We start from the raw sequence: 13,693 nt of genomic DNA on the forward strand, positions 1-13,693 counted from the left end.
CAGGCACGTCGAAAAAGAGAAGCGCCCGCGAGAGGGGCGCATTGATCAGGCCCTGGCGACGTTCTTGTCGACTTCCGAAGCCACCGAGAATTGCTTGCGCAAGGTCGGCTTGTGGATCTTGCCGGTGGCGTTGCGCGGTAACCCATCGACGAAGCGCACCTGGCGCGGACATTTGAAGCGCGCGAGATTCGCCGCGCAGTGTGCAAAGACATCCGCCTCGGTCAGCCGCTGGCCGGGCTTGACCGCAACGATGGCGAGGCCCACCTCGCCCCATTGCGGATCGGGAATGCCGATCACGGCGGCCTCTGCGATTCCCGCGATTTGGTGCAGGACGTTCTCGACCTCGGCTGGATAGACGTTCTCGCCACCGGAGATGTACATGTCCTTCCAGCGGTCGACGATATAGTAGAAGCCTTCTTCGTCGACGCGCGTGGCATCTCCGGTGTGCAGCCAGCCGTTGGTAAAGGCGGATTTGTTTGCTTCCGGCCTGTTCCAGTAGCCCGGCGTGACGTTCGGTCCCTTGACCCAGAGCTCACCGAGCTCGCCGACATCGGCGTCGCGGCCGTCGGGACGCACGATGCGGACTTCCGTGTGCAGCACCGGCTTGCCGGCCGACCCCGCCTTGCGCGCCGCGTCCTCGCGATCCAGCACCAGCACGGCGGGCGAGGTCTCGGTCATGCCGTAACCCTGCTGGAGCGCGACGCCGCGCGCCTCCCATACTTTCAGCAGCGGCACCGGCATTGGTGCGCCGCCGACACCGCCGACGATCAGCCGGCCGAGATCGGTCGTCGCGAAGGCCGGATGCTGTGCCATGAATTGGTAGATCGCGGGTACGCCGAAGAAGACATTGATGCCCTGCGCGGGATCGTTGATCAGGCCGAGCGCGGTGCCAGGATCGAAGGCGCGCATGATCATCACGGTGCCGCCGGCATGCAGCACCGGGTTTGTGTAGCAATTCAGTCCGCCGGTGTGGAACAGCGGCAGCACGGTCAGCAGCACCGAAGACGGCCCGATACAGGCCGGGCCGCCGAGATTGACGCAATTCCAGAAGGTCATGCCATGGGTGATGGTCGCGCCCTTTGGATGGCCCGTGGTGCCCGACGTGTACATGATGGTCGAGACATCATCGAGCGTGACTTCTTCGGCGCGGTCGAGCGGCCTGGCAGCGGCGATGCCGGCCTCGTAGGTCCCGTCGGGGCCAAGCCGCAGGCTGGTCGCGACATTGCAGAGTTTTGCCACGCTAAGCGCGGTCTCGGCCAGATCGGTGTCATAGATCATCACCTTCGGCGTGCAATCGCCGGTGATGAACTGGAGTTCTGGAGCGGTGAGGCGGGTGTTCAGCGGCACGAAGATCGCGCCGAGCCGCCCGCAGGCGAATTGCAGCTCCAGCGTATCGGTCGTGTTCAGCGCCAGCACCGCGACGCGGTCGCCACGCGAAACCTTGAGAATGTCACGGAGAAACCCGGCCAGGCGCGAGACGCGGGCGTCGAGCTGCGAATAGGTGAAACGGCGCTCGCTCGCGAGGTCGATGACCGCGACCTTGTTCGGCGTGCGGCGGCCATGATGGACGATCCAGTCGTAGTAACGAACGGCCAAAAATCCCTCCCTCGGCGGTCTTGTGCCGCCTACGTCCCTGCACCATGCCCGGCATGGCCCTGGGGCCAGCCGGAGTTTGTGCGCCACGTCTTTTTTAACCCGGAGTTGGCCCGCGAGGAGCGAAAACCGTCTTGCGTTGAGTTGCTAGGTCACGGCCCGTGCGGAGTGGCTTCCCCGGGCAGCCACTCCGCGCAAGTGAGCCGCCAAGGTTCCGGCCATGGTTGACGGGACGAATCCGTCCGTGAGGCGAGAGCGCGATGAAGAGCCCGTTCTATAGCGCCGAGCATGACACCTTCCGCGAGGTGATGCGCCGCTTCGTCGAGAAGGAGATCACGCCTTTTGCCCATGAATGGGACGAGGCTGGCGAATTTCCCCGCGTGCTCTATCGCAAGGCGGCCGAGATTGGGCTGTTGGGGCTCGGATTCCCCGAGGAATATGGCGGGATCGCCGCCGACCAGTTCATGAAGATCGTCGCCAGCCAGGAGTTGGCGCGGGCCGGCGCCGGCGGTGTCAGCGCCAGCCTGATGAGCCACACCATCGGCTCGCCGCCGATCGCGCGGGCGGCACGTCCTCAGGTCAAAGCGCGGGTGCTGCCGCAGGTGCTCGCCGGCGAAAAGATCTCAGCGCTCGCGATCACCGAGCCGGGCGGCGGCTCCGATGTCGCGAACCTGCGCACAAGGGCGCGGCGCGACGGCGATCACTACGTCGTGAGCGGCGAAAAGACCTTCATCACCTCCGGCATGCGCGCCGATTATCTGACCGTTGCGGTGCGCACGGGCGGCGAGGGTGCTGGCGGCGTCAGCCTGCTCCTGATCGAGGGCGATACGCCCGGCCTTTCGCGGACAAAACTGAAGAAGATGGGCTGGTGGGCCTCCGACACCGCCACGCTGCACTTCGACGAGTGCCGCGTGCCGGCCGGAAATCTGATCGGCGAAGAAGGCCAAGGCTTCAAGATCATCATGCAGAACTTCAACAGCGAGCGCATGGGCATGGCGGCGGGCTGTATCGCATTCGCGCGGGTCTGCCTCGACGAGGCGGTTGTCTATGCCAAGGAGCGCAAGACTTTTGGCAAGCCGCTCGCCCAGCATCAGGTGATCCGACACAAGATCGTCGACATGGCGCAGAAGGTCGCGGCGTCCCAGGCGATGCTGGAGATGCTGGCCTGGCGTCTCGAACAGGGCGAGAGTCCGGTTGCCGAAATTTGCATGATGAAGAACCAGGCGACGCAGACCATGGCGTTCTGCGCCTCGGAAGCCGTGCAGATTTTCGGCGGCGCCGGCTTCATGCGCGGCATCAAGGCCGAGCGCATCTACCGCGAGGTCAAGGTCAACGCCATCGGCGGCGGCACCGAGGAGATCATGAAGGATCTTGCGTCGAGGCAGATGGGGTTGTGATTTTCTGTCATTCCGGGGCGCGAAGCGAAGCGGAGCGAGCCCGGAATCCATTAGACCGCATATGCCGTGGAGAAATGGATTCCGGGCTCATCGCTTCGCGATGCCCCGGAATGACGAGAGGATGGAGTTCTAGAGAGAGCATGCTGTTTACCGCCGACCACGACGATATCCGCCGGAGCTTGCAAAAATTCATCGCCAACGAGATCAATCCGCATGTCGATGAATGGGAGAAGGCCGACATCTTCCCGGCGCATGAGCTGTTCAAGAAGATGGGAAATCTCGGCTTCCTCGGGCTCAACAAGCCGGTCCAATTCGGCGGCTCGGGCCTCGACTATTTGTACGCGCTGATGATGGCGGAGGAGCTCGGCGCCATTAGTTGCGGCGGCGTGCCGATGGCGATCGGGGTCCAGACCGACATGGCGACGCCGGCGCTGGCGCGGTTCGGCTCGGACGAGGTGCGGCGCGAATTTCTGGCGCCCTCGATCTCGGGCGACTATGTCGCCTGTATCGGCGTCTCCGAGCCGGGCGCGGGGTCGGACGTCGCCTCGATCAAGACCGCCGCGCGCTCGGACGGCGACGACTACGTCATCGATGGCGGCAAGATGTGGATCACCAATGGCACCCAGGCCGACTGGATCTGCCTGCTCGCCAACACCGGCGACGGGCCCGTTCACCGCAACAAGACGCTGATCTGCGTGCCCATGAAGGCCAAGGGTGTCACTGTCGCACGAAAACTCGACAAAATGGGCATGCGCTCGTCCGACACCGCGCAAATCTTCTTCGACAATGTCCGCGTGTCCAAACGCAACCGGATCGGCGAGGAGGGCAAGGGCTTCACCTACCAGATGATCCAGTTCCAGGAGGAGCGGCTGTGGGGCGCGGCTGCTTGTCTGAAGGCAAATGAATACATCATCAACGAGACCATCGAATACACCCGCAACCGCAAGGCGTTCGGGAAGTCGATCCTCGACAACCAAATCGTGCACTTCAAGCTCGCGGAGATGCAGACGGAGATCGAGCTGCTGCGCGCGCTGATCTATCGCGCCGCCGAGGCGCTGGTGGCGGGCGAGGACGTGACGAAACTTGCCACCATGGCCAAGCTGAAGGCAGGCCGGCTCGGCCGCGAGCTCACCGACGCCTGCTTGCAATATTGGGGCGGAATGGGCTTTACCAACGAGACGCCAGTCAGCCGCGCCTATCGCGACAGTCGCCTGACCTCGATCGGTGGCGGCGCTGATGAGGTCATGCTGATGGTCCTGTGCAAGATGATGGGCACGCTGCCCGGCAGTAAAGGAGACGCCTGATGATCACGCTCTATCACTGCGACGCCGCGCGCTCCTTCCGCCCGCTCTGGATGTTGGAGGAGATGGGGCTTCGTTACGAATTGAAGATGCTGCAGTTTCCGCCGCGGGTGTTTGCCAAGGACTATCTCGGCATCAATCCGCTCGGCACGATCCCCTTCCTGATCGACGGGGAGACGCGGATGACCGAGTCCTCCGGCATCTGCCACTATCTCGGCGTCAAACACGGGCCGACGCCGCTGATGGTCGGTCTCGAGGATCCCGCCTATGGCGCGTTCTTGAACTGGATGTATTTCAGCGACGCCACGTTAACCTTCCCGCAAACGCTGGTGCTCCGATACACCCAGCTCGAGCCGGAGGAGCGACGTAATCCTCAAGTGGCTGGCGATTACGCAAAATGGTTCCTGGGCCGGCTGCGCGCGGTCGAGGCAGCGACCGCGAATGCCGAAACCTTGTGCGCCGGCCGCTTCACCGCGGCCGACATCGTGATCGGCTACGCGCTCCGGCTCGCCGACAATATCGGGCTTGCCAAGGACTTTGGACCAAATGTCGCGGCCTATTGGGCCCGCTTGCAGCAACGCGATGGATTCAGGCGCGCGGTTGCTGCGGAGCAGAAGGCCGGCATCGAGCAGAACGTCGTGCCGAGGGCGAGGGCGTAAGTTGTTTTGCGTCGTTCCGGGTTCGCCCTTCAGGCGCCCCGGAATGACGAGCCTGTGGCCAATGACAGCGCTATCCCGCCGTGACAGCGCCCAAATTTCCGCTAAGGTGACCTCCGTCCGCAGCGGCCAGAGAGCCGCGCGAGGAGGATCCCAATGGAAGATAAGGGTCGCGAATCCGACCATCTGATGCTGATCACGCCGGAACGGGTCTTCTATGCCGGCCTGCTCGGCCGTCCGCGCAAGCGGACCCCCGGCTGCTGCCACATCTATGTCGCAGTGAAGGGCAATTTGCATCTGACGATCGACGACGCCCTCGCCACCGGCGAGCTGTTCGTCACCCTGCCGAACCAGCGGCATTCCATCGCCAGCGACTACCGCACTGCAATCAGCGTGACGCTTGAGCCGGAAAGCATGCCCGACGGCGCGATCGAGGCCCTGGCCGAGCGGCTGATTGGACCCGACCGGGCCGTTTATGCCCGCAAGATCCTCGCGGCCTACGCTCTGCTGCGGCAGCGCCGCTATGGCGACATCACCACTGCCGAATTCGACGAGATGTGTTTTGGTGAAGCGCTGCCGCGCCGCGTGCTCGACCTGCGAGTCATGCGCGCGGTCGCCCGCATCGGGCGTTTCTCCGGCGAGCCCGTGACGGCAGATACTTGCGCGGCCGAAGCGGGGCTCTCGGCCTCGCGTTTCCTGCATCTGTTCAAGGAAGAGACCGGCATCTCCTTCCGCTCCTTCCGCGCCTGGAAGCGTGCGCGGCATCTGCTGCACTTCGCCAACCAGGACCTCAACCTCGCCCATCTCGCGCAGGACATCGGCTATCCCGACAGCACCCATTTCAGCCATTCGATCCGCCGCTTCTACGGATTGAAGCCGCGCGCGATCTTCGTCGGCTCGCGCGACCTTGCGATCTACCGCAGCACCGAGACGGTGAGGCTCGCGGAGGCGAGCTGAGATCGTCGTTCGTAGGGTGGGCAAAGCGAAGCGTGCCCACCATTTCCGCCAAGCTTGGAGAGCTGGTGGGCACGGCGCAAGAGCGCCTTTGCCCACCCTACGATTTCTCGCGTTTTTCCAGCTTCTCCGCGCAAGAAGCCACATGCCGCGCGTCACATGATCGCAAGCGTTGAATTCTCAACGTGCGAGACATCCAGGTTATGGGCGACAAGGCATGAGCGACAAGGCCGTCATCACCTGCGCGCTGAATGGCGTGCTCACCGATCCGAAGCAGCACAACGTGCCTGTGACGCCCGAGCAGATGGCGCGCGAGGCCAAGGCTGCGTTCGATGCCGGCGCCAGCATCATGCACATCCATCTGCGCCAGCAGGCGCCGAACAAGGGGCATCTGCCGTCCTGGGACGTGAGCGTCAGCAAGGAGATCCAGCAGGCGATCCGCGAGGCCTGCTCTGGCGTCATCATCAACCACACCTCGGGGGTATCAGGGCCGAACTACAGCGGCGCGCTCGACTGCATCCGCGAAACAAAACCGGAGATCGCGGCCTGCAACGCTGGCTCGCTGAATTATCTGAAGGTGAAGGCCGACAACAGCTGGGCCTGGCCGCCGATGATGTTCGACAACGCGGTCGAGAAAGTGAAGGACTATCTCGACGTCATGAACGCGGTCGGCACCATCCCCGAGTTCGAATGTTTCGACGTTGGCATCGTCCGCTGTGTCGGCATGTACAACCAGGTCGGCATGTACAAGGGCCCGCTCGAATATAACTTCGTGATGGGCGTTGCCTCCGGCATGCCGTCCGATCCCGAGCTGCTGCCGATCCTGATCAAGCTGAAGCGCCCCGAGGCGCATTTTCAGGTCACGGCGATCGGCCGCGAAGAAATCTGGCCGCTGCACCAGCGCTGCGCCGAGCTCGGCGGTCATCTCCGAACCGGTCTCGAGGACGCCTTCTATCTAGCCGATGGCAAGAAGGTGACGTCGAACGGTCAGTTGATCGAAGCCATCGCCGCCTGCGCCCGTCGCGCGGGCCGCGCGATCGCGTCTCCGGCGGAAGCGCGGAAGATCTTTGGGACCAATCGGTAGTCACACTCCGTCATTCCGGGATGGCCCGAAGGGCCAGGCCCGGAATCTATAACCACGATCGAGTATAGATTCCGGGCTCGTGCTGCGCACGCTCCGGAATGACGGGCAGGAGAATTAATGTCCATTCTCGAAAACACCATTTCCCCCGGCAGCGCGGCCTACCACGCCAACCGCGACGGCATGCTCGCGCTGATCGACCGCATGCGCGCGCTGGAAGAGCGCACGCGTGCGGCCTCGGCGGCGGCAAAAGACCGCTTTCACAAGCGCGGGCAATTGCTGCCGCGCGAGCGAGTCGCGCTGGTGCTCGATCCCGGTGCGCCCTTCATCGAGCTGTCGACGCTCGCGGGCTACATGTTCGACGTGCCGGATCCGAGCAAGAGCGTGCCCGGTGGCGGCGTCATCGCCGGCATCGGCTTTGTCTCCGGCATCCGCTGCATGGTCAGCGCCAATGATGCCGGCATCGATGCCGGTGCGCTGCAGCCCTATGGCCTGGACAAGACGTTGCGGGTGCAGGAGCTCGCGCTGGAGAACAAGCTGCCCTACGTCCAGCTCGTCGAAAGCGCCGGGGCCAATCTGCTGCGCTACCGCGTCGAGGACTTTGTCCGCGGTGGCAACATCTTTCGCAATCTCGCGCGGCTCTCGGCGGCAGGGCTGCCCGTCGTCACAGTGACCCACGGCTCGTCCACCGCGGGCGGCGCCTACCAGACCGGCCTGTCCGACTATATCGTCATGGTGCGCGGCCGCACGCGCGCGTTCCTTGCAGGGCCGCCGCTGCTGAAGGCTGCGACCGGCGAGATCGCGACCGAGGAAGAGCTCGGCGGCGCCGAGATGCACACGCAGGTCTCCGGCCTCGGCGACTACCTCGCCGAGGACGATCGCGACGCGCTCCGCATCGCACGCGAGATCATGGCGGCGCTGGAGTGGGAGCGGCCGGGCCGAGCGGCGGCGCAATTCAAGCTGCCGCGCTACGACCAGGACGAGCTCCTGGGCATCATGCCGATGGACCACAAGCGCACCGTCGACATGAAGCAGGTGATCGCGCGCATCGTCGACGATTCCGACTTCACCGAGATGGCGCCGAATTACGGCCCCGCCACCGTCTGCGGCCATGCCCGCATCGAAGGCCACGCCATCGGCATCGTCACCAACAACGGACCTCTCGATCCTGCGGGTGCCAACAAGGCGACGCATTTCATCCAGGCCTGCTGCCAGACCCGCACGCCGCTGCTGTATCTGAACAACACCACCGGCTACATGGTCGGCAAATCCTACGAAGAGGCCGGCATGATCAAGCACGGCTCCAAGATGATCCAGGCGGTGACGTCGGCGACGGTGCCGCAGATCACGATCTATTGCGGCGCCTCCTTCGGCGCGGGCAATTACGGCATGTGCGGCCGCGGCTTCCATCCGCGCTTCTGTTTCTCCTGGCCCAACGCCAAGACCGCTGTGATGGGCGGCGAGCAGGCCGCTGAAACCATGGCAATCGTGACCGAAGCTGCCGCGGCGCGTCGCGGGAAGCCGATCGAGAAGGACAAGCTGGAGGCCATGAAGGCGCAGATCGTCGGCGTGTTCGACGGCCAGATGGACGTGTTCTCGACCAGCGCGCGCGTGCTCGACGACGGCGTGATCGATCCGCGCGATACCCGTGCGGTGCTATCCGAGGTGCTCGCGATCTGCCGCGAGGGCGACGCGCGCACGCCCCAGTGCATGCAATTCTCGGTGGCCCGCCCATGAGGAACGGATCAGTGCAGCACCGGCCGTTCTTCAAGGTCCTGATTGCCAATCGCGGCGAGATCGTGCTGCGTGTGATGCGGAGTGCGCGCAATCTCGGCCTCGGCGTCGTTGCGGTCTATTCGGATGCCGATCGCGATGCGCTGCATGTGAGACAGGCCGACCAGGCCGTGCGCATCGGCGAAGCCTTGCCGGCGCAATCCTATCTCAACATCCCCGTGATCATCGCCGCGGCAAAGGCCAGCGGCGCGGATGCCGTCCATCCCGGCTATGGCTTCCTCGCCGAGAACGAGGATTTCGCGCAAGCCTGCAAAGACTCGGGTCTGGTCTTCATCGGACCGTCGCCACAGGCGATCGAGGCGATGGGCAACAAGGCCGGCGCCAAGGCGATCATGAAGAAGGCCGGCATCCCTGTCGTGCCTGGCTATCAGGGTGCTGACCAGAGCGACGAGGTGATGCTCGGGGAAGCCACGAAGATCGGCTTTCCCGTGATGATCAAGGCGGTCGCTGGCGGCGGTGGCCGTGGCATGCGGCTCGTGACGAATGCAGCGTCGTTTCCGGATGCGCTGCGCAGCGCGCGGTCGGAGGCGAAGGCGGCTTTTGGCGATCCCACCGTCATTCTTGAGCGCGCCGTCCAGAATCCCCGGCACATCGAGATCCAGGTGTTCGGCGACAGCCACGGCAACGCCATCCATCTCGGCGAGCGCGATTGCTCGGTGCAGCGGCGGCACCAGAAGCTGATCGAGGAGGCGCCATCGCCCGCGGTGACGCCGCATCTGCGCGCGAAAATGGGCGAGGTCGCGGTCGCCGCCGTCAAGGCGTTGCGTTACGAGGGTGCCGGCACGCTGGAATTCCTCCTCGATGAGAGCAGCGAGTTCTATTTTATGGAGATGAACACGCGACTCCAGGTCGAGCATCCCGTGACCGAGGCGATCACCGGGCTCGATCTCGTCGAGCTGCAATTGCGCATCGCGCGCGGCGAGCCGTTGCCGATGAAGCAGCAGGACATACGCTTCTCGGGCCACGCCATCGAGGTCCGGCTGTGCTCGGAGGATGCCGCGCAGGATTTCATGCCGCAATCCGGCCGCATGGCGTGCTGGCAGGTGCCTGATAGCATCCGCGTCGAGCACGCGCTGCAATCGGGTGCGGAGATCCCGCCATTCTACGATTCCATGATCGCCAAGGTCATCAGTCACGGTGCGACACGCGAGGAGGCGAGAGGGCGGTTGATCGTCGGCCTGGAGCAGATCACTGCTTTTGGCGTGACGACCAATCAGGCGTTCCTGATGTCTTGCCTGCGTCATCCCGGTTTTGCCCGAGGCGACGCGACGACAGCCTTCATCGGCGCGCACCGCGACGAGATGCTGGCGCCGCGGGCGGACGCCGCATTCGATACGGTGTTGGCAGGTCTGTTGCTCTACGTCACGAACCCGCGTGCGCCAGCATGGCGCCCCGGCCGGAGCCTGTCGGCAACGTTCCCGCTGCCGGCAAAAATCGAGATCGCCGGCCAGACGCACGAACTCGAAGTCACCCGCGAGCGCGACGGCGGCTACACCGTCGCTATCGACGGCCGGCAGGACAGGTTCGAAATCGACCAGCTTGATGCCGACGCCATTCGCTTCCGCCACAACGGTGTGACCGACAGCGCAAAGTTCCTGCGCGACGGCGACCGGCTCTACGTTCAGCATCGCGGCGTCCCGCTAGCGGTCGTCGATCTCACTCTCGCCGCGCCGAAGGCCGCCGCAAGCAACGGCGGCGATGGCAAGGTTCGCGCTGCCATGAATGGTCGCGTCGTCGCCGTCCTGGTCAAGCCAGGCGATCGGGTCAGCGCCGGCCAGCCGGTGCTGACGCTGGAAGCCATGAAGATGGAGCACGTCCACAAGGCCGGCATCGATGGCGTGGTCGCCGCGATCGACGTTGCCGAGGGTGAGCAGGTGACGACGGGCCGGATCGTCGCCGAGATCGGGGCATGATAACACGGCAACAGCGCTGCCGTAGAGTGGGCAAAGGCGCGTAGCGCCGTGCCCACCATCGTGCCGTGCTTGCAATTGGAATGGTGGGCACGCTTCGCTTTGCCCACCCTATGGCGCTACGATTGCGGCCGGCCCGTCCCCTCATTGAGCAAGCACGCCACCTGATGTCCGTCATCCGCTTCCACGAGCGCCGGCCGCTCCATTCTGCACCGCTCCATCGCAAACCGGCACCGGGTGTGAAACGCGCAGCCCGGCGGTGGATTGACCGGGCTCGGCACGTCGCCGTCGACGAGCGGCGCCAGCTTCCTGGCCAACGGATTCGCAACCGGCACCGAAGCGAGCAGGGCCTGCGTGTAGGGATGGCGCGGATTGCGGAACAGTTCGTCCTTGTCGGCGATCTCGACGATGCGGCCGAGATACATCACGGCGACGCGGTGGCTGATATGGGCGACCACCGCGAGATCATGCGCGATGAAGAGATAGGAGAAACCGTGCTGGCGTTGCAGGTCGATCAGCAGGTTAATCACCTGCGCCTGGATCGAGACGTCCAGCGCCGACACCGGCTCATCACACACGATCAGACGGGGCCCAAGCGCAAGCGCTCGCGCGATGCAGATGCGCTGGCGCTGTCCGCCGGAGAATTGATGCGGGAAATTGCGCATCTGGTCGGGCCGCAAGCCCACCTGCTCGAACAGCTTTGCGACGCGCGCCTCGAGCGCCTTACCGGACGCGAGACCATGAACGGCGAGCGGCTCGCCGACGATGTCGCCCGCGACCATGCGCGGATTGAGCGAAGCAAACGGGTCCTGGAACACGATCTGCATGGAGCGGCGGTGCGGGCGCAGCGCCGACTTGGAGAGGTGTGTGATGTCCTCGCCCTCGAGACAGATCTGCCCCGAGGTCGGCTCGACCAGCCGCAGCACGCTGCGCGCTACCGTCGATTTGCCGCAGCCGGATTCGCCGACGAGACCCAGCGTCTCGCCGATGCCAACCGAAAAGGAGACGCCGTCGACCGCGTGCACGGTGCCGACCTGCCGGCGCATTACGCCGGCGCGCACCGGATAATGCTTTTTGAGGTCGGTGATTTTGAGCAGCGCCTCGGTCATGCCACCTCCGCCACTTCCGCCGCACGCCAGCAGGCGGCGAGATGGCCGCCGCCCCAATCCGTAAGCGGCGGATATTCGGCCTCGCATCGCTTGATCGCAAGCTTGCAGCGTGGTGCGAAAGCGCAACCCTTCGGCAGCTGCACCAGCGACGGCACGGTGCCCGGAATTTCGTTGAGGCGCTCTTGCGCGGCGACGCCGGATGCCGGCACGGCCGGAATCGAGGCCATCAGCCCGCGCGTGTAGGGATGTTTTGGCGCGGCGAACAGAGCTTCAACGGTTGCTTCCTCGACCTTCCGGCCCGCATACATTACGATCACGCGCTGCGCGGTCTGCGCCACGACGCCGAGATCGTGCGTGATCAGCACGAGGCCGGTACCGAGCTCCTTCTGGAGGTCGAGGATCAGTGCCAGAATCTGCGCCTGGATGGTGACGTCGAGTGCGGTGGTCGGCTCGTCCGCGATCAGCAGCGCCGGCCGGCAGGCCAGCGCCATCGCGATCATCGCGCGCTGGCGCATGCCACCGGAGAGCTGGTGCGGATATTCCCGCGCGCGCCGCGCTGGTTCGGGGATGCGCACCAGGCGCAGCATCTCGACTGCGACGTCGCGGGCTTCTCTGGTGGACATCGCCCGATGCAGCCGCACGGCCTCGACGATCTGGTCGCCGATCCGCATCACCGGATTGAGCGACGTCATCGGCTCCTGGAAGATCATCGAGATCCGGTTGCCCCGGATTGCGCGCATGTCGGCTTCGCTCAGCGCGAGCAGGTCAGTGCCTTCGAGCAAGACCGACCCGCCGACGATACGGCCCGGCGGATCGGGCACCAGCCGCATCAGGGACAGCGCAGTCACGCTCTTGCCGCAGCCGGATTCGCCGACGATCGCCAGCGTCTCGCCGCGCTTCACAGTGAACGAGATATCGTCGACGGCCTTGAAGAGACCAGAATTGGTGAAAAACACCGTCTTCAGGTTTTTCACGTCGAGCACGAGATCGGATTGTTTCGCCATCAGCCGCGCTGCCGGGGATCGAGGATGTCGCGCAAGGCGTCACCGAACAGATTGGCGCCGAACACGGCGAGGCTGATCGCGATGCCCGGGAAGATCACCAGCCATGGTGCCGTGCGGACATACTCGGCGGCGGATTCCGAGAGCATGCGGCCCCAGGACGGATAAGGCTCGGGAATGCCGAGGCCGAGAAAGGAGAGGGAGGCTTCGGTCAGGATGGTCGAGCCGAGCTGCGCCGTCGCGAGCACGATCAGCGGCGCCATCGTGTTCGGCAATACGTGGCGGAGCGCGATCCGCGTCTCGCTCATGCCGATCGACTTGGCGGCTTCGACAAAGGGCAGTTCGCGCAGCGCCAGCGTATTGGCGCGGATGACGCGCGACACCGTCGGGATCAGCGGAATCGCGATCGCGATGATGACGTTCGGCAAGGACGGACCGAGTGCGGCCGTCATGATCAGCGCCAGCACCAGCAGCGGCAGCGCCTGGAGGATGTCGGAGACGCGCTGGAATACGAGATCGACCCAGCCGGAGAGATAGCCTGATGTCAGTCCCACGATCACGCCGATCGTGCCGCCGAGCGCGGTCGAGCCGATCCCGACGGCAAGCGAGATCCGCGCGCCGTGAATGATGCGGCTGAACACGTCGCGGCCGAAGGAATCCGTGCCCATCCAGTGCGCCATGCTCGGGCGCGCCAGCGCACGGGCGGCGTCGATCGTCAGAGGATCATAGCGCGCGATGAAGTCGGCAAAGATCGCCGTGAACACGAACAGCGTCATGATGATGAGCCCGGCCGCGCCCAGCACGTGCCGCTGCGCGAGGAACAGCACGCGCCGCCAGCCGCCGGTCGCATGCGCCCCGGCGCGCCTCAATTCAACGTCATAGTCGATCGCGGCCAAT

At 64.8% G+C, this 13,693-nt stretch carries 11 protein-coding genes; 7 read left to right on the forward strand and 4 right to left on the reverse strand.

Annotated features, from left to right (window positions below):
- Positions 1-45: 45 nt before the first annotated feature.
- Complete coding sequence (locus IVA80_RS36350; protein WP_247439922.1) at positions 46-1,596, reverse strand: long-chain fatty acid--CoA ligase; 1,551 nt, start codon at positions 1,594-1,596, stop codon at positions 46-48.
- Positions 1,597-1,853: 257 nt separating this feature from the next.
- On the opposite strand from IVA80_RS36350, the gene IVA80_RS36355 reads away from it, so the two are divergent.
- The 7 genes from IVA80_RS36355 to IVA80_RS36385 all read left to right on the forward strand — a co-directional run bounded on the left by IVA80_RS36355 (position 1,854) and on the right by IVA80_RS36385 (position 10,689).
- On the forward strand, positions 1,854-2,990 hold the full coding sequence (locus IVA80_RS36355; RefSeq protein WP_247439923.1) for an acyl-CoA dehydrogenase family protein: 1,137 nt from the start codon (positions 1,854-1,856) through the stop codon (positions 2,988-2,990).
- Between the two features lie 140 nt (positions 2,991-3,130).
- Entirely contained in the window at positions 3,131-4,294 is a 1,164-nt protein-coding gene (locus tag IVA80_RS36360; RefSeq protein WP_247439924.1) for an acyl-CoA dehydrogenase family protein, read from the forward strand.
- Positions 4,294-4,950, forward strand: coding sequence for a glutathione S-transferase family protein (locus IVA80_RS36365; RefSeq protein WP_247439925.1), 657 nt, complete (start codon positions 4,294-4,296; stop codon positions 4,948-4,950). Before IVA80_RS36360 ends, IVA80_RS36365 begins: the two co-directional genes overlap by 1 nt.
- A 153-nt stretch (positions 4,951-5,103) precedes the next feature.
- On the forward strand, positions 5,104-5,904 hold the full coding sequence (locus IVA80_RS36370; protein WP_247439926.1) for an AraC family transcriptional regulator: 801 nt from the start codon (positions 5,104-5,106) through the stop codon (positions 5,902-5,904).
- Between the two features lie 214 nt (positions 5,905-6,118).
- On the forward strand, positions 6,119-6,985 hold the full coding sequence (locus IVA80_RS36375; protein WP_247439927.1) for a 3-keto-5-aminohexanoate cleavage protein: 867 nt from the start codon (positions 6,119-6,121) through the stop codon (positions 6,983-6,985).
- Between the two features lie 117 nt (positions 6,986-7,102).
- Positions 7,103-8,719 carry a carboxyl transferase domain-containing protein gene (locus IVA80_RS36380; RefSeq protein WP_247439928.1) on the forward strand — a complete coding sequence of 539 codons (1,617 nt, stop codon included), beginning with the start codon at positions 7,103-7,105 and terminating at the stop codon, positions 8,717-8,719.
- Entirely contained in the window at positions 8,716-10,689 is a 1,974-nt protein-coding gene (locus IVA80_RS36385) for an acetyl-CoA carboxylase biotin carboxylase subunit (protein ID WP_247439929.1), read from the forward strand. Before IVA80_RS36380 ends, IVA80_RS36385 begins: the two co-directional genes overlap by 4 nt.
- 116 nt (positions 10,690-10,805) lie before the next feature.
- On the opposite strand, the gene IVA80_RS36390 is transcribed toward IVA80_RS36385, so the two are convergent.
- From IVA80_RS36390 to IVA80_RS36400, 3 genes are read right to left on the reverse strand one after another with little or no spacing between them, the layout of a single operon-like run.
- Complete coding sequence (locus IVA80_RS36390) at positions 10,806-11,795, reverse strand: dipeptide ABC transporter ATP-binding protein (protein WP_247439930.1); 990 nt, start codon at positions 11,793-11,795, stop codon at positions 10,806-10,808.
- Entirely contained in the window at positions 11,792-12,799 is a 1,008-nt protein-coding gene (locus IVA80_RS36395) for an ABC transporter ATP-binding protein (RefSeq protein WP_247439931.1), read from the reverse strand. Before IVA80_RS36395 ends, IVA80_RS36390 begins: the two co-directional genes overlap by 4 nt.
- A complete protein-coding gene (locus tag IVA80_RS36400) occupies positions 12,799-13,692 on the reverse strand; it encodes an ABC transporter permease (protein WP_247439932.1) in 894 nt (297 codons plus the stop codon). Before IVA80_RS36400 ends, IVA80_RS36395 begins: the two co-directional genes overlap by 1 nt.
- Position 13,693: the final 1 nt, after the last annotated feature.

It is taken from the genome of Bradyrhizobium sp. 139, from assembly GCF_023074175.1.
Classification (GTDB): domain Bacteria; phylum Pseudomonadota; class Alphaproteobacteria; order Rhizobiales; family Xanthobacteraceae; genus Bradyrhizobium.